Raw genomic sequence first — 16,024 nt, 5'->3', positions numbered from 1 at the left:
GCCCCCGCCCGCCCGTGTCCCGCTCACGGCGCCCCCGGCGGCACGAACGGCAGCCCGGCGGGCACCCCGTCCTCGATCAGCCGCAGCAGGGCGTCCGTGTCCGCGTGCTCCTCGATCAGGTCCCCGAGCCGGTCCAGCTGCTCCTCGCGCAGCGCCCCGAACGAGGTGTCGGGCGCCGGCACGAACCGCCGCCCCGCGTCCCGCGCGACCCGGGCCAGGAACGCCCGCCGGAACGCGTCGCCCTCCAGCGACCCGTGCCAGTGCGTCCCCCAGACCGCGCCCACCCGGCAGCCGTCCAGGAACGGCTCGCCGCCCAGCACCTCGGCGACCCCGTGGTGGATCTCGTACCCCTCCACCGGCTCGCCCAGGGCCGAACCCACCGGCCGGGCCAGCGTCTTGTCCGCCGCGAACCGCACCCGTACGGGCAGCAGCCCGAGCCCTTCGACGGTGCCGGCCCGCGACTCCACCTCGTCCTCGATCCGCTCGCCGAGCACCTGGAAGCCGCCGCAGATCCCGAGCACCGGACGCCCCTCGGCGGCCCGCCGCAGCAGCGCGTCCGCGAGCCCCCGCGAGCGCAGCCACTCCAGCGCCCGCACGGTGCCCCGGGTACCGGGGACCACCACCAGGTCCGCGTCCACCAGCTCCTCGGGCCGGTCCACGAACCGCACCACGACGCCCGGTTCGGCCGCCAGCGCGTCCACGTCCGTGAAGTTCGACATCAGCGGCACCGCGCACACCGCGACCCGCAGCACGTCCTCGCCGACCGGCGGCGCCACCACCGACTCGCGCACCGCGCCCCGCAGCGACACCCGCAGGCCGTCCTCCTCGTCGATGCCGAGGCCGTGCGCGTACGGCAGGACGCCGAAGGTGCGCCGCCCGGTCAGGCCGCGCAGCATCTCCAGGCCCGGCTCCAGGAGCGTCACGTCACCGCGGAACTTGTTGACCAGGTAGCCCGCGACCAGCTCCTGGTCCTCGGGGGACAGCAGCGCCGTGGTGCCGAAGAACTGGGCGAACACCCCGCCGCGGTCGATGTCGCCGACCACCACCACCGGGAAGCGCGCGGCCCGCGCGATGCCCATGTTGACGATGTCGGTGCGGCGCAGGTTGATCTCGGCCGGGCTGCCCGCGCCCTCGCAGATCACCGCGTCGTAGTCGCGCCGCAGCTCGGCCAGGCACGCGGTGACCGGCTCGAACAGCTCCTTCTGCCGGTTGCCGTGGTAGCCGCGCGCGCTCATCTCGCCCACCGGGCGGCCCATCAGGACCACCTGGCTGGAGCGGTCGGAGCCGGGCTTGAGCAGCACCGGGTTCATCAGCGCCGTCGGCTCGACCCGGGCGGCCTGCGCCTGCATGGCCTGGGCCCGCCCGATCTCGGCGCCCCCGCGGGTGACGAACGAGTTCAGGGACATGTTCTGCCCCTTGAACGGCGCCACCTTCGCGCCCTTGCGCGCCAGCCAGCGGCAGATGCCCGCCGTGACGACGCTCTTGCCCGCGTCCGACGTGGTCCCCGCGACCAGGAGCCCGCCACTCATGCCTGCCTCCGCTTCCGCGGGGCGCGCGCGGCGAGCAGCCGGGCCCCCGCACACACCACCAGGGTCAGCGCGCCCACCCGGCGCGACAGCCGTACGGCCCGTTCGACGTCCGCCACTTCCACGTCCCGCCCCTCCGCGTTGAGCACCGGCCGGTGCTCGACGCGCCCGCCGTACGCGAGGGTCCCGCCGAGCCGCACGCCCAGGGCCCCCGCGAAGGACGCCTCCACCGGGCCCGCGTTGGGGCTCGGGTGCTTCCCCGCGTCGGCCCGCCAGGCCCGTACGGCTCCGCGCGCGTCGTCCCCGGCGAGCGCGGCCAGCACCGCGGTGAGCCGGGCCCCGGGCCAGCCGGCCACGTCGTCCAGGCGGGCCGAGGCCCAGCCGTAGCGGAGGTGGCGCGGGGACCTGTGGCCGACCATCGCGTCCAGGGTGTTCACGGCCCGGAAGGCGAGCAGCCCGGGCACCCCGGCGACCGCGCCCCAGACCAGCGCGCCGACCACGGCGTCGGAGGTGTTCTCGGCGACGGACTCCACGACCGCGCGGGCGATCCCGGGCCCGTCCAGCGCCTGCGGATCGCGCCCGCACAGGTGCGGCAGCCGCTCCCTGGCGACCTCGACGTCCCCGGCGGCCAGCGCCCCGGCGACGGCACGCGCCTCGCGGCCCAGCGTCGTACCGCCGACGACGGCCCACACGGACGCGGCGGTCAGCGCGGCGGCGGCCACGGGGCGGTCGCGCACGGCGCGCGACGCCAGGACGCCCGCGCCCGCGGCTCCACCGGCGCACACCACCGCGTGCAGTACGCCCCAGCCGCGGTGGTCGTGCCACAACGCGCCCTCGACGCTCTGGGCCGCCCTCCCGAAGAGGGCCACCGGGTGTCCGCGCCGGGGATCGCCGAGGATCCGGTCGGCCACCAGTCCGGCGGTGGCCCCGTAGACGAAGGCAGGCGTGGTCGAACGGCGGCCGGGCATGGCGCTGTGTCCTCACTCAGGGTCCGCGCCCTGGCTCGACGTGACCGGCGGCGAGAGTTCCTGGCTCGTCCGGCACTCGGCCGGACTGACAGTGGCGGGACCGCGCCGGATTCCCACCGGCTTCCTCTGCTGCCGCCGTAAACGGCCCCGGCAGTCCACCACGCAGCGCGAATGCCCGTCAACTCGCCTTGACCTGCGACGAAGGACGCAAGGAGCGCCGCACGCGGCCGATTTGCGCGCACGCGCCGTGCGTCCGCCCTTCCTCTGCCGGGAAGACTGCCCCATACAGAACCGAACAACAGAGCGCCCGCAGGACGTTCGACGTCGGGGTGCTGACACTCGAGCAGGGGGAGATCAGTGTGTTCGACGACCAGCCGGGCGCACGGACCTGGTTCAAGAGCAGTCACTCCGCGGGCGGCGAGAACGACTGCGTGGAAGTCGCACGGGGGCGCGCCTCGGTGTCCGTGCGCGACTCGTGGCACCGCCGGGGGCCCGTACTGGTCTTCCCCGCCGACGCCTGGCGTGGTTTCCTGGCGGGACTCGCGTCACCGGGCGGTGCCTGTGAGTGACGATGATCCACCCGCAGAGCAGGAGGTGGACGGCAGATGCCTGATCCGGCCAGTGGTTCGGTCCCGCAGCGGACGAGCCCACCAGCGGAAGCCCGGGGGTCCGGGCTCTCCGAGGCGGGCGAACTGGGTCTGTACGGGATGGTGAGCGGCGTGCTCGCGGTGGGCGCGGGGGCGGCCCTCGCCCTCCTGGTGCCCGGCGTCGAGGCCCGGCTCGCCGTGTGGATGGTGGTCACGGTGCTGATCTCGGTGGCGGCCGGGCTGTGGTGGGGGTTCACCCCGGTCACGGTGCGTTCGCGGGTCCTGGGCCGGGTCCTGTCGCCGGGCGAGAAGCGGAATCCGTAGCCGCCGGGCTCCCCGGCGGAGCCTGGTCGAGACGGGCGCCCAGCGCCCGGCCCACCCGCGCGGCGGCGACGCTGGTCAGCGCCGCCCCGGTGACGCCCGCCGCGGCGGTCCACACGGGACCGCCGCCCAGTCCGACCCGCAGGGTCGACGCGGTGTGCACGGCCAGCGCCAGGCAGAGGAAGAGCAGGCTGCCGCAGGCGGTGCCCAGCAGCAGCCGGACCTTCAGCAGCCGTATCTCCCCGTCGCGCCGGGCGGTCTCGATCCGGATCAGGGCGTCCGTCCAGTCCGGGCTCTGCATCGCGTACGCCTTGAGCGTGGTGTCCTCGACGCCGTCGGGCTGGTCCGGTCCGGAGGAGGCGTCCGCGTCGCCGACCGTGACGGGCCGGGCCGTGCGGAGCCGTTGCCACCATTCGCGCCACTCGGAGACCGTCATCGGCCCTCCCTGGTCCTGCCGGGTCGTCCCCCGGGAAATCAGTCGTCTGCGGGGTCGCCGCCCAGGGCGGCGATGCGTGCGTCGAGCAGGGCGGTCAGGTCGTCGCCCCGTACGGAGAGCTTGGTCATGGTGGCGAACGTCTCCTGGTACCGCGCGGTCAGGTCCAGGTCGTCGCGGTTGGTGAGGCTGCCCATCGCCGTCTCCAGGTAGAGCAGGTCGTCGTCGTCCCGGAAGGTCAGGACGATGAACGGGCTCGACGAGCCGAAGAGGGCGCCGACGGCGAAGGGCAGCACGCTCAGCCGCACCCGCGGGTCCCCGGCCCGCCGCTTGAGTTCCTTGAGCTGGCGGCGCAGCACGTCGGCACCGCCCACCTGCCGGTACAGCGCCGACTCGTCGACGACGAAGTGGGTCTCGGGCCCCTCGTCGTTGTCCAGGATCCGTTCCTGACGGGTCGTGCGCAGCTCGACCGCGCGCCGCAGCTGGCTGCCGTCCGCCTGGCGGGAACCGAGCAGGGCGGAGGCGTACTCGTCGGTCTGGAGCAGCGCCGGGACCAGCACGGGGTGGAACGTCAGCAGGGTGTGCGAGGCGCCCTCGTACCCCAGGTACTGCGCGAACTGGGGGTGCAGGAAGTCGTTGTAGTGCGCCCACCAGGAGGGCCCCTTGGAGCCCCGGGCGGCGGTCTCCAGATCGGCGACGTCGGCCGGGTCCGTCACCCCGTACAGCTGGAGCATCGCCCGCAGGTCGGTCACGGTCAGCGAGACGGAACCCGCTTCGATCCGCAGCACCTTGCTGAGCGACCACTCGAGCGCGGCACAGGCGTCCGCCTGCGTGAGGCCGGCCTCTTCGCGGGCACGGCGCAGCGCGATGCGCAGTCGCCGGCGGTTCAGGCTCGGATCCACGTCCCGGGTCATGGCGTTCCTACTTCCTTGCTGTTCGGCAGTTGGCTTCCAGGCCGGTGTCGAAAGGCCAAGTGCGAACAGGCATAGGTAGGTTGGACGCTATCTAGCTGACGTACGCCAGTATGACACATGTCTTTTCGAGACTGGTCCCTCTGTGACGCAGACCATAGCAAGGCGTGACGGGACCGCGCCTGACGAGCGGCGGAGCACACGGAAGCGCCCACGGAACGAGGAGCGTTCCGTGGGCGCCGGTGTGGTGCCGGAGGCGTGGGGTCAGGCCACGATCAGGTAGATCCCGTACGCGACCGCCGCCGCGCACAGCGCGAAGCAGGCGTACGCGCCGGTGCGGGCCAGCGGGGCCGAGCCGCCGGTGGCGGAGGCCGACTCCTGCTTGGAGAGGCCGACGATGCCCAGGGTGAACAGGCCCACCAGGGCGACGGTGATCACGAGGCTGACGCCGAAGACGGAGCCGAGGGCTGCCCAGTCGATCTTCATGCTGGTCTTCTTTCCTTACACCGTGGCCGGGCGCGCCGGGTCGGCGGCGGCCACCGGGGTCGCGGCCGGGGCCGGGATGGTGGTCTTGAGGGCGTCGGCCGGGGCGACGACGACGCCGGCGGGCGGGGGAGTGACGGCCGCGATGGCGGTGGTCACCACGCCCGCGGGCTCGGCGTGCTCGTCGGCGGTGACGTTGGTGTGGTCGACCGGCTGGCGGCGCGAGAGCGCCCAGATGACGCCCGAGCCGGCCACCAGGAGGACCGCTACGGCCACGATGCCCCAGGTGCCCTGCTTGGTCAGGAACTCGGCGCCCGCGCCGACCAGGCCGGCGGCCGGCAGGGTCAGGCCCCAGGCGACGAACATCCGGGTCGCGGTCGACCAGCGGACCACGCCGCCCTTGCGGCCCAGACCCGCGCCCATCACGGCGCCGGAGCAGGACTGCGTGGTGGAGAGCGAGAAGCCCAGGTGGGAGGAGGCCAGGATGACGGTCGCGGCGCTGGTCTGGGCGGCGAAGCCCTGCGGCGGACGCAGGTCGGTCAGGCCCTTGCCCATGGTGCGGATGATGCGCCAGCCGCCCAGGTAGGTGCCGAGCGCGATGGCCAGGCCGGCCGCGACGATGACCCACATCGGGGGGTTGGAGCCGGGGGCCAGGACGCCGCCGGTGACCAGGGCCAGGGTGATGACGCCCATGGTCTTCTGCGCGTCGTTGGTGCCGTGCGCCAGGGAGACCAGGCCCGCGGAGGCGATCTGGCCGGCGCGGTAGCCCTTGGCCGTGGCCTTCTCGTCCGTACGGGAGCCGATCCTGTACGTCAGCCGGGTGGCGGCGGTGGCGGCCAGGCCGGCGACGATCGGGGCGGCGATCGCGGGCAGCAGCACCTTGGTGACCACGGTGCTGCCGTTGACGGAGGACCAGCCGGCCGACATCACGGCGGCGCCGATCAGACCACCGAACAGGGCGTGGGACGAGCTGGACGGCAGGCCGAGCAGCCAGGTCAGCAGGTTCCACAGGATGGCGCCGACGAGCGCCGCGAAGATCACTTCTGTGCGGATGCCCTCTTCGTTGATGATCCCGCCGGAGATCGTCTTGGCGACCTCCACGGACAGGAACGCGCCGACGAGGTTGAGCACGGCGGACATGGCCACCGCCGTCTTGGGCTTCAGGGCGCCGGTCGAGATGGTCGTCGCCATCGCGTTGGCGGTGTCGTGGAAACCGTTCGTGAAATCGAACACGAGAGCTGTCACGACCACAATCGCGAGCAGCAGCGTGATGTGTTCCATTTACCCAGGCAATCGTTTGACGTCAGTGGCGCGCCGAACGTAGGCAACCTGAGTGAACGGAAGGTGAACTGGGACGGGACTGGTGGTTTACGCAACCGGGTTCGGCTGATTCCGGTTGATGCCCGCGAAGGTTTCCGTGACATTCGTGTTCGACCGCCGAAAGGGCTTCCGGGCCTGATTTCCCGGGCCCGGAAGGACCCGGTTCGTCCCCCGCCGCATCCGTCACAGGACCTTCGCCTCCCACCCGGAGGGACCCCGCGGGCCCGTTGAAGAGATCCTCGTCACCCGGGAGGATCGCCGCATGACCCGACAGCAGCACCGGTACGAGCGCGAACGGCGGCGCCAGGACGTCGAGGGCGCCTGGCGCGAACTGGTCGCCGAGGCCCGCAGGACCGTCGCCGAGGGCCTCGTCGTCGGCACCTCCGGCAACGTCTCCGTCCGCGTCGGCGACCTCGTCCTGGTCACCCCCAGCGGCGTCCCCTACGACCGGCTGCTCACCGAGGAGCCGGTCGCCGTCGACCTGGCGGGCGAACAGGTCCTCGGCGCCCTGGCGCCGACCAGCGAGGTGCCCCTGCACCTGGCCGTCTACCGGAGCACCGGCGCCTCCGCCGTCGTGCACACCCACGCCGTGCACGCCACCGCCGTCTCCACCCTCGTCGACGAGCTGCCGGCCGTGCACTACATGACCGCCGCGCTCGGCGGCCCCGTCCGCGTCGCCCCGTACGCCCTCTACGGCACCGAGGAGCTGGCCGCCCACATGCTGCGCGCCCTGGAGGGCCGCTCCGGCTGCCTGCTGCGCAACCACGGCTGCGTCACCTACGGCGACACCCTGGACCAGGCCCACGACCGCACCGCCCAGCTGGAGTGGATGTGCCGGGTCTGGCTCGCGGCGGCCTCCGTCCCGGGCGCCGCCCCCACCCTGCTCGACCCGGACCAGCTGGCCGAGGCGGGCGCCAAGCTCAAGGGCTACGGCCAACGCGCCTGACCCACCCGCCCCGCCTGCCCCGGCCGCCCCGCCCGCCCCGGGGAACGGGGCCGGTCGCGCGGCCACGGGAACGGGCACGTGCCGCCCGACCGGCCCCGTCCACTGGCCCGGGACCGGATTCGAACGGAGACTGGAGCGGTGCGCCCGGCTAAAGCGACGGCAGCGGCCGTCACCACCCTGATCGGTGTCGGCGCGGCCGCTCTCGCGGCCGGCCGGTACGCCAGCGACGCGGCCCTCAAGGCGCCGCCCGGCCGGCCCCTGCCCGGGGACCCCCGGCTCACCGTGCACGCCACGGCGCCCGGCCGGGTCACCCTGACCCGCTGCCTGGCCTCCCTGCGCCCCGGCAGCTACGGCCTGGAGGGCCCCGGCGTCCACGCCGTCGTCGGCCCCGTCCTCGACGACGCCCCGCACACCGCCGACACCGTGGTCCGCCGCCTCGACCGGGTCGTCCACGGCGCCCTGGAGCCCGGCGGCCGGGTCCGGCTCACCCCGGCCCTGCACACCGGCCCGGACGACCTCGGCCTGCCCCACCGGGACGCCGAGGTCCAGGGCGAGCTCGGCCCGCTGCCCGCCTGGTTCTTCCCGGCCGTGCGCCGCACCTGGGTCATCACCGTCCACGGCCTCGGCGCGACCCGCGCCCACCCCCTCAACGTCACCGGCTTCCTGCACGGCCTCCAGCTGCCCGTGCTCGACCCCGCCCACCGCGGCGACCCCGGCGCGCCCCGCTCCCCGGACGGCCTGGGCCACCTCGGCGACTCCGAGTGGCGCGACCTGGACGCCGCCATCCGCCACGCGGTACGGGAAGGGGCCGAGCGGGTCGTCCTCTACGGCTGGTCCACCGGCGCCACCATGGCCCTGCTGGCCGCCGCCGACTCCGGGCTGCGCGACCGCGTCGCCGGACTCGTCCTGGACTCTCCGGTCCTCAGCTGGGAGACCACCCTGCGGGCCGTCGCCGCCGCCCGCCGCACCCCCGCGCCGCTGCTCCCGCTCGCGGTCCGCGCCGCCCAGGGCAGGACCGGCCACCGCGGCGACCGGCTGCGCGCCGCCACGGACCCGGCCGCCCTGCGGGTGCCCACCCTGGTCCTGCACGGCCCCGACGACGGCCTCGCCCCCTGGGGCCCGTCCCGCGAGCTGGCCGCGCGCCGACCGGACCTCGTGACCCTGCACACCGTCCACGGCGCCCCGCACGCCGCCATGTGGAACGCCGGTCCGGCGGCGTACGAAGAGGTCCTGCGCCGCTTCCTCACCCCCCTCATGTGACAGGTGCTTTCGATTCCGTTTGGGCTTTCGGGCCGTCAGCGGGAAGACTGCACCCGTGACGTCTCGAAAGCCTGATGAGCAACTGGCGCGCAACTCCAGACTCCGACTCGTCCGCCCGCGGCCCCTGACCACCGCCCGGCGGGCCGTGACCACGCGGCGGAGCAGGCCCGCGCCCCGGCCGCCCGAGGGCACCCCGCCCCCGGCCGTGCTGGCCGGGCAGGCGCGCGCCCTGCTCGCCGACGCCGTCCGGGTGGCCCGCTGGGCCGCCGCGGGCCGCACCGGCACGGCCGGCCGCGATCCGCTCGCCGCCGCCGAACGGGCCGCCGCCGCCCTGGAACTGACACCGGACCAGGTGCGCGCCGGCTGGGACCGGGCGCGCCTCGCCGGCCTCGTCGAGCTGCACGGCGGCACCGCCCGCCCCGGCTGGCGGCTGCGCGCCTGGGACCGCGACGACACCGCCGTGCTGCGCGGCTGGGTGGCGCTGTTCGACGCCTGGTCCCTGGTGCACCCCGTGCCGGCCGGCGTCGCCTCCCCGGCCGCCTCCGAGGTCGTGGAAGCCGTCCCCCAGCTGCTCTCCCTCCTCCAGCTCTCCGCCGGCCCCGTCCTCGTACCCGCCCTGCTCGACCTCCTGGACCAGCGCGTCCAGGAGCTGCGCGAGGAGCGCTGCGAGGTGCCCCTCGATCCCGGCGGCCAGCCGGCCCCCCGCCCGGCCGTCCCGCTCGCCCCGCTGCTCGACTGGGCCCTGGAGGGCCTCGCCGCGGTCGGCGCCCTGACCCTGGACGCCGGCCCCGGCGACGAGGGCCAGGCGACCCTCACCCCGCTGGGCAACTGGGCGGTCTGGGTCAAGCTGGAGCAGATCTGCGTCGCCGCCCAGTCCCCGGCCGGGAACATCGAGCAGTCCGCCGAGGACATGCTGCGCGGCTGCGCCCGCCTCACCCCGGGCCCGGCCCGCGCCGAGTACCGGGCCTGGCTCGCCGCCCGCACCCTGGGCAGCGCGGTCACCGAACTGCTCACCGTCGCCCGCGGCGAGGACGCCCTGCTGCGCGCCCTGTCCTTCGAGGCGCTCCGGGTGGTCGGCGCGCCCGCCGAGGCCGAGGTCAGGGCCGCCGCCCTGGAGACGGCCCTGCGCCCCTACGCCCTGCTCTGGCTCGCCGAGTTCGAGGGCGCCGACGCGGAGGAGGCGCCGGAGGTGCTCACCCGCGAGGAGGCGACCTGGCTCTGGGTCGACACCGCCGCGGCCGTCACCGACCACGGCGAGGCGGACCTGCTGGTGCGCCACCTGGACTCGGCGGTGCAGGGCACGGTCCCCGCGCTCCTGGAGGAGGTCACGGCCGTCGGCCACCCGCGCACCGTGCAGGTCCTGGTCGCCCTCGCCGCCGCCCACCCGGACCCGACCCTGGCCAAGGCCGTGCGGCGGGCGGCCTTCAAGGTCCACACGGGCGGCGCCTGACGCCCCGCGCGGGGTAGGGCTCCCGGCCCCGGCGGCCCTACCCCGCGCCCCCCGGCGCGTACGTCCCGAAGCTCCACACGTTGCCCTCCGGGTCGCGCGCCATGTAGTCGCGGGAGCCGTAGTCCTGGTCGGTCGGCGGCATCAGGACCTCCACCCCGTGCTCCACGGCCCGGGCGTGGTGCGCGTCGGTGTCCTCCACCACCACGTACACCCCCGACGGCCCCGCGTCCGCCATGGACTTCGCGAACACGCCCCCGCGCCCCTTGGACCCCAGCATCACCATGCCGTTGCCGTACGCCAGCTCGGCGTGCAGCACGCTGCCGTCCTCGCCCTCGTACACACTGACCTCGGTGAAGCCGAAGGCGTCCTTGAGCAGCCTGATGGCCGCCTTCGCGTCCTCGTACAACATCGTCGGGTAGACGCTCGGAACTCCGGCCACGACGATCACCCCTTCCACTTCCGGATCCTCGAATGTGACCTGGATCTCAGTCTGGCACCCGGCACTGACAACGCCCCGGGAACGGGACCCGGCGGCCCCGCGCCGGGCCCAGCGCGGGGCGGAAGGCGCCCGGTGGAAGGCCCTCGGTAGAAGGTGCCCAGCGGAATGGGCCGAGCGGAAGGCCCGGCGCAAGGGGCGTGGTGCAAGGGGCCCGGCGCAAGGGCTCAGCGGAAGGTGTTGCAGCGGGCCATGTCCCCGGTCTGGTAGCCGGTGTAGAACCACTGCTGGCGCTGCTGCGCCGACCCGTGGGTCCAGCTCTCCGGCGTCACCCGCCCCTGGAACTTCTCCTGGATCCGGTCGTCGCCCACCGCGGCCGCCGCGTCCAGGCCGTCGCGGATGTCCTCGTCGGTGAGCTTCGTCAGCAGCGGCCGTCCGGTCGACTCGTCCGGGGTGCTCGTGGCGTGCCGCGCCCAGATCCCCGCGTAGCAGTCCGCCTGGAGCTCCACCCGGACCGCGTTGCTGTCGGCGCCCTGCCGCCCGTCCTGGGACCTGCCGAGCGTGCCCATCAGGTTCTGGATGTGGTGGCCGTACTCGTGCGCCACCACGTACGCCTGCGCGAACGGGCCGCCGCTCGCGCCGAACTTGGTCCGCAGCTCGTCGAAGAAGCCCAGGTCCAGGTAGACCTTGCGGTCGCCGGGGCAGTAGAACGGGCCGACCGCCGAGGTGGCCGCGCCGCACGCGGTGTTCACCCGGCCGGTGAAGAGCACGGTCCTGGCGTCCGTGTAGCGCCCCTGGCGGCGGTTGAACTCGCCGCGCCAGTAGTCCTGCACGCTGTTGACCACCGCGACGATCCGGCAGTCCTCCTGCGCGTTGGCGTTGCTGCCCTTCTTGCACGCCTGGTCCACGTTGGGGACCGTCGAGGCGCTGTTGGCGGGCTGGGAGTCGCCGGAGGAGAGCCCCAGCTGCTCCGGGCCCACCCCGAAGAGCACGCCCAGGATCAGCGCGATGATGCCGGCGATGCCGCCGCCGATGGTGGCCTTGCCGCCCGGGATGCGGCTGCCCCGCACGTCCTGGACCTCCGAGGTGTCCAGGTTGGCGTCGTCGTCGAACTGCATGGGGGCCACCACCCTCTGCCTGATCCGTGGTCGGCGCGGCGTCGGCCCGCCGCCCTGCGCCGAGTATCGATCACTCCGGTGCGTCCCGCCCCTTTTGCGCCACCGCCGCCGCTACGCTCTGCGCCTGGTCCAGGGCGGCCGGTCGCCGACCGTGACGCCGTGGTGATTGGACAGAGGGAAGGTCTCGCCCCCGTTGTCGACAGATCCACCGGTACGCACCGCCCCGGCGGCCCCCGCGCGCCCCGCCCGCCTGGCGCTCGCCGTGCTCTCCGCCGTCCTCACCGTCCCCCTGGTCACCGCCGCGCACCACTCCCGCGCCACCCCGTTCGGCGACCGCCTCACCGCGCACGTGCTGCACGCCCCCGCGCGCACGCGGCCGGCGGCCGGGCACGCGCCGGGGGCCGAACCGGCCGTACGGGTGCGCGGCGCCGTCGTCGAGGCGTACGACCGCGCCAGCGGCCGCGGCCGGTGGACCCACGCACGCGACGGCCGCCGCGCCCTCGCCGTGCTGCCCGTCCCCGGCCACGCCGTCGCCCTGTGGAGCGACGGCTTCGTCACCGACACCGACCGCGCCGACGGCCGCCGGGTGCGCTGGCACCGAGCGATTCCGGACTTCCGCGGACGCGGCACGGGCGTGCTCCAGGCCCTCGACCCGTACGGGCGGATGGTCGCCGTGGTCACCCCCGACCGGGTCGCCGCCTACCGGTCCGCCGACGGCGACCTGCGCTGGACCCTGCCGGCCCGCCCGGGCTGCGCCTTCGCCCCGGCGCGGCAGGTCCGCGCGCGCGGCGCGCTGCTGATCGCCCAGCCCTGCGCGGGTCCCGAGGCCTGGTCGGAGGAGCTGGTCGCGGTCGACGACCTGGGCCGGATCGTGCCCGGCAGGCAGCCGCTGGGCAACGCGCTGCCGGGCGAACGCGGCCGAAAAGCAGTTGCAGGAGCCCGTTAGACTGGCCTCATGGCCATTCTCCTCGCGCATTAAACGGCGTCGAAGCCCTGCGCCCGTCGTCCTTCCGCCGTCCATACCGCCCTGGAGTCTGTCCGTGATCACCGCTTCCGGCATCGAGCTGCGCGCCGGTGCCCGAGTCCTCATCGAGTCCGCGTCCTTCCGCATCGCCAAGGGCGATCGCATCGGCCTGGTCGGCCGGAACGGCGCGGGCAAGACCACGCTGACCAAGTGCCTCGCGGGCGAGGGCCAGCCCGCCGCCGGCACCATCACCCGCTCCGGCGAGGTCGGCTACCTGCCGCAGGACCCGCGCACCGGCGACCTCGAGGTGCTCGCCCGCGACCGCATCCTGTCCGCCCGCGGCCTGGACGTGCTGATCCGCAAGATGCGCCAGAACGAGGAGCGCATCGCCAGCGGCGCCGGCGCCACCCGCGAGAAGGCGCTGCGCCAGTACGAGCGCCAGGAGACGGAGTTCCTCACCAAGGGCGGGTACGCCGCCGAGGCCGAGGCCTCCACCATCGCCGCCGCCCTGGGCCTGCCCGACCGGGTGATGGGACAGCCGCTGCACACGCTCTCCGGCGGTCAGCGCCGCCGCGTGGAGCTGGCCCGGATCCTCTTCTCGGACGCCGACACCCTGCTGCTCGACGAGCCGACCAACCACCTCGACGCCGACTCGATCGTCTGGCTGCGCGACTACCTCAAGACCTACCGCGGCGGCTTCATCGTGATCTCCCACGACGTCGACCTGGTCGAGACGGTCGTCAACAAGGTGTTCTACCTGGACGCCAACCGCTCCCAGATCGACGTCTACAACATGGGCTGGAAGCTCTACCAGCAGCAGCGCGAGGCCGACGAGAAGCGCCGCAAGCGCGAGCGCCAGAACGCGGAGAAGAAGGCCGCCGCGCTCAACGCGCAGGCCGACAAGATGCGCGCCAAGGCCACCAAGACCGTCGCCGCGCAGAACATGGCGAAGCGCGCCGACCGGCTGCTGTCCGGCCTGGAGGCGGTCCGCGTCTCCGACAAGGTCGCCAAGCTGCGCTTCCCCGACCCCGCGCCCTGCGGCAAGACCCCGCTGACGGCCGAGGGCCTGTCGAAGTCGTACGGCTCGCTGGAGATCTTCACGGACGTCGACCTCGCGATCGACAAGGGCTCGCGGGTGGTCATCCTCGGGCTCAACGGCGCGGGCAAGACGACCCTCCTGCGGCTGCTCGCCGGTGCGGAGAAGCCCGACACCGGGCAGGTCGTCGAGGGCCACGGTCTGAAGATGGGCTACTACGCGCAGGAGCACGAGACCCTCGACCCCGAGCGCTCGGTCCTGGAGAACATGCGCTCCTCGGCGCCCGACCTGGACCTGGTCGAGGTGCGCAAGGTGCTCGGCTCGTTCCTGTTCTCCGGCGACGACGTGGACAAGCCGGCGGGCGTGCTCTCCGGCGGCGAGAAGACCCGTCTCGCGCTGGCCACGCTGGTGGTCTCCGCGGCCAACGTGCTGCTGCTCGACGAGCCCACCAACAACCTCGACCCGGCCAGCCGCGAGGAGATCCTCGGGGCGCTGCGCACCTACAAGGGCGCGGTCATCCTCGTCACCCACGACGAGGGCGCGGTGGACGCCCTGGAGCCCGAGCGGATCATCCTGCTCCCGGACGGCGTGGAGGACCTGTGGGGTCCGGACTACAAGGACCTCGTGGCCCTCGCCTGATCATCCCGCGATAGATCATTCGGCTTACGAGTGATCCTTCATCTGAGTGAGAGCGTCTCGTACTGCGGCGTGGCGCCCGGCATATTCCCTTGGCCGGGTGCCACGCCGTAGCCGTTTCGGCGGTGCGGCGCTGACCTGCCGATTTATTCCCGAGGCCGCCGAGACGTAGTGAACGCCACGTTCGGAATCATGCGTTCCGATCGCGTTCGCGCCTTCTCCGGCGGCCAAGCCGGTCCCACGGACCTTGTCGAATGGGTGGCCAGGAAGCTCTGGAGGGGTGATCATGAGAGTCCAGAGCGCACTTCCCATGAGGAGGCACGGGTGGCCGAGACTCTGAAGAAGGGCAGCCGGGTGACCGGCGCCGCGCGCGACAAGCTCGCGGCAGACCTGAAGAAGCAGTACGACTCCGGTGCGAGCATCCGGGCGCTGGCCGAAGCGACCGGCCGCTCCTACGGATTCGTACACCGGATGCTCAGCGAGTCCGGCGTCACGCTGCGGGGACGCGGCGGGGCGACGCGGGGCAAGAAGGCCTCCTCGGCCTGACCCTCCCCGGGGCGAAGCCCGTCCGGCCCGCCGGTTCCGGCAGTGGCCACCCGGTCGTTCCACCGATCGACCGGGTGGTTACTGTGCAGTCACTTAGCACCTTCCGCTGACTGCACCCGAACCGGAGGCACCCCATGGCTTCGCCCGACTCTGTGCTCGACAAGGACGGCGTACGACTCACCGTCGAGGACGCGGTTGCCACGGTGACCCTGACCAATCCGGCCAAGCGCAACGCCCAGTCTCCCGCTCTGTGGCGGGCGTTGGCGCAGGCCGGACGGTCGCTGCCGGGCAGCGTGCGGGTCGTGGTGCTGCGCGGCGAGGGCAAGTCCTTCTCCGCCGGCCTCGACCGGCAGGCGTTCACGCCCGAGGGCTTCGACGGGGAGCCGTCGTTCCTCGACCTCGCGCGCGGCTCCGACGCGGAGCTGGACGCGGCCATCGCCGAGTACCAGGAGGGGTTCACCTGGTGGCGCCGCAACGACCTCGTGTCGATCGCGGCCGTCCAGGGGCACGCCATCGGTGCCGGATTCCAGCTCGCCCTCGCGTGCGACCTGCGGGTCGTCGCGCCGGACGTGCAGTTCGCCATGCGCGAGACCAGCCTGGGCCTGGTGCCCGACCTCACCGGCACCCACCCCCTGGTCTCCCTCGTCGGCTACGCCCGCGCCCTGGAGATCTGCGCCACGGGCCGCTTCGTGCACGCCGAGGAGGCCGAGCGCATCGGCCTGGCCAACCTCGTCGTCGACCACGACGAGCTCGACGCCGCCGTACGCGACCTCTCCGCCGCACTGCTCGCCGCCCCGCGCGACGCGGTCATCGAGACCAAGGCGCTGCTGCGCGGTGCCCAGGAGCGCACGTACGAGGACCAGCGCACCGCCGAGCGCGCCGCCCAGGCCCGCCGCCTGCGCGACCTCGCCGGCCTGTCCGACTGACCCCGGGGGCGCTCCCGCCCGCCGCGTCCCCCGGTCGGAGCAGCCGGGCCACGGGATTCCCCGGCCGCCCGGCACCCCGCCCACCCGATCGCCCGTCCGCAGCGCGCCCGGCACCCCGCCGGGCGCGCTGCCGCGTTCCGGGCCCGGGTACCCGCTC

The 16,024-nt window shown here is 74.1% G+C and carries 17 protein-coding genes and 1 riboswitch; of the genes, 9 read left to right on the top strand and 8 right to left on the bottom strand.

What is annotated here, in order from left to right; translation table 11 throughout:
• Window positions 1-23 precede the first annotated feature (23 nt).
• Window positions 24-1,529 carry a cobyric acid synthase gene (locus ABT160_RS21255; protein ID WP_351649261.1) on the bottom strand — a complete coding sequence of 502 codons (1,506 nt, stop codon included), beginning with the start codon at window positions 1,527-1,529 and terminating at the stop codon, window positions 24-26.
• Entirely contained in the window at window positions 1,526-2,494 is a 969-nt protein-coding gene (locus tag ABT160_RS21250; protein WP_351649260.1) for a cobalamin biosynthesis protein, read from the bottom strand. Before ABT160_RS21250 ends, ABT160_RS21255 begins: the two co-directional genes overlap by 4 nt.
• A gap of 35 nt (window positions 2,495-2,529) precedes the next feature.
• Window positions 2,530-2,669, bottom strand: a riboswitch (cobalamin riboswitch).
• 154 nt (window positions 2,670-2,823) lie between these two features.
• Between ABT160_RS21250 and ABT160_RS21245 the strand changes: the two genes are divergently transcribed.
• Window positions 2,824-3,063 carry a DUF397 domain-containing protein gene (locus ABT160_RS21245; protein ID WP_351649259.1) on the top strand — a complete coding sequence of 80 codons (240 nt, stop codon included), beginning with the start codon at window positions 2,824-2,826 and terminating at the stop codon, window positions 3,061-3,063.
• Window positions 3,064-3,099: 36 nt separating this feature from the next.
• Entirely contained in the window at window positions 3,100-3,405 is a 306-nt protein-coding gene (locus ABT160_RS21240; protein WP_351649258.1) for a hypothetical protein, read from the top strand.
• Here the strand turns inward: ABT160_RS21240 and ABT160_RS21235 are convergent.
• The 4 genes from ABT160_RS21235 to ABT160_RS21220 all read right to left on the bottom strand — a co-directional run bounded on the left by ABT160_RS21235 (window position 3,344) and on the right by ABT160_RS21220 (window position 6,510).
• Entirely contained in the window at window positions 3,344-3,838 is a 495-nt protein-coding gene (locus ABT160_RS21235) for a hypothetical protein (RefSeq protein WP_351649257.1), read from the bottom strand. The two genes, ABT160_RS21240 and ABT160_RS21235, sit on opposite strands and share 62 nt — an antisense overlap.
• Window positions 3,839-3,876: 38 nt before the next feature.
• A complete protein-coding gene (locus ABT160_RS21230; protein WP_351649256.1) occupies window positions 3,877-4,749 on the bottom strand; it encodes a helix-turn-helix domain-containing protein in 873 nt (290 codons plus the stop codon).
• A 261-nt stretch (window positions 4,750-5,010) separates the two neighbouring features.
• Window positions 5,011-5,232 carry a hypothetical protein gene (locus ABT160_RS21225; RefSeq protein WP_351649255.1) on the bottom strand — a complete coding sequence of 74 codons (222 nt, stop codon included), beginning with the start codon at window positions 5,230-5,232 and terminating at the stop codon, window positions 5,011-5,013.
• A gap of 15 nt (window positions 5,233-5,247) precedes the next feature.
• Window positions 5,248-6,510: an inorganic phosphate transporter gene (locus ABT160_RS21220; protein ID WP_351649254.1), complete on the bottom strand. Its 1,263-nt coding sequence runs from the start codon at window positions 6,508-6,510 to the stop codon at window positions 5,248-5,250.
• Between the two features lie 301 nt (window positions 6,511-6,811).
• Here ABT160_RS21220 and ABT160_RS21215 point away from each other — a divergent pair, with 301 nt between their 5' ends.
• From ABT160_RS21215 to ABT160_RS21205, 3 genes are all read left to right on the top strand, one after another.
• A complete protein-coding gene (locus ABT160_RS21215; RefSeq protein ID WP_351649253.1) occupies window positions 6,812-7,495 on the top strand; it encodes a class II aldolase/adducin family protein in 684 nt (227 codons plus the stop codon).
• A gap of 138 nt (window positions 7,496-7,633) precedes the next feature.
• Complete coding sequence (locus ABT160_RS21210) at window positions 7,634-8,755, top strand: alpha/beta hydrolase (protein ID WP_351649252.1); 1,122 nt, start codon at window positions 7,634-7,636, stop codon at window positions 8,753-8,755.
• A gap of 55 nt (window positions 8,756-8,810) precedes the next feature.
• The gene (locus ABT160_RS21205; protein ID WP_502984277.1) at window positions 8,811-10,205 is read left to right on the top strand and encodes a hypothetical protein; all 1,395 of its coding nucleotides are present in this window, start codon (window positions 8,811-8,813) and stop codon (window positions 10,203-10,205) included.
• 37 nt (window positions 10,206-10,242) lie between these two features.
• Here ABT160_RS21205 and ABT160_RS21200 read toward each other — a convergent pair whose 3' ends face one another.
• Together ABT160_RS21200 and ypfJ are read right to left on the bottom strand one after the other, a co-directional pair.
• Window positions 10,243-10,614 (bottom strand): VOC family protein, encoded by a 372-nt coding sequence (locus ABT160_RS21200; protein WP_351649289.1) that lies wholly within the window; start codon window positions 10,612-10,614, stop codon window positions 10,243-10,245.
• Window positions 10,615-10,868: 254 nt separating this feature from the next.
• Complete coding sequence (gene ypfJ, locus ABT160_RS21195) at window positions 10,869-11,759, bottom strand: KPN_02809 family neutral zinc metallopeptidase (RefSeq protein WP_351649251.1); 891 nt, start codon at window positions 11,757-11,759, stop codon at window positions 10,869-10,871.
• A gap of 193 nt (window positions 11,760-11,952) precedes the next feature.
• On the opposite strand from ypfJ, the gene ABT160_RS21190 reads away from it, so the two are divergent.
• The 4 genes from ABT160_RS21190 (at window position 11,953) to ABT160_RS21175 (ending at window position 15,867) form a co-directional block, all read left to right on the top strand.
• Window positions 11,953-12,705, top strand: coding sequence for a PQQ-binding-like beta-propeller repeat protein (locus tag ABT160_RS21190; RefSeq protein ID WP_351649250.1), 753 nt, complete (start codon window positions 11,953-11,955; stop codon window positions 12,703-12,705).
• A 94-nt stretch (window positions 12,706-12,799) separates the two neighbouring features.
• A complete protein-coding gene (locus ABT160_RS21185; RefSeq protein ID WP_351649249.1) occupies window positions 12,800-14,398 on the top strand; it encodes an ABC-F family ATP-binding cassette domain-containing protein in 1,599 nt (532 codons plus the stop codon).
• Between the two features lie 321 nt (window positions 14,399-14,719).
• The gene (locus tag ABT160_RS21180) at window positions 14,720-14,941 is read left to right on the top strand and encodes a helix-turn-helix domain-containing protein (protein ID WP_351649248.1); all 222 of its coding nucleotides are present in this window, start codon (window positions 14,720-14,722) and stop codon (window positions 14,939-14,941) included.
• A 134-nt stretch (window positions 14,942-15,075) separates the two neighbouring features.
• Window positions 15,076-15,867 carry an enoyl-CoA hydratase/isomerase family protein gene (locus ABT160_RS21175; RefSeq protein ID WP_351649247.1) on the top strand — a complete coding sequence of 264 codons (792 nt, stop codon included), beginning with the start codon at window positions 15,076-15,078 and terminating at the stop codon, window positions 15,865-15,867.
• The last annotated feature ends 157 nt before the right edge of the window (window positions 15,868-16,024 follow it).

It is taken from the genome of Streptomyces sp. NPDC001941, from assembly GCF_040296945.1.
Lineage (GTDB): Bacteria > Actinomycetota > Actinomycetes > Streptomycetales > Streptomycetaceae > Streptomyces.
Note: the sequence above shows the minus strand (reverse complement) of the source record. Positions and strands in the feature narration are given on the sequence as shown.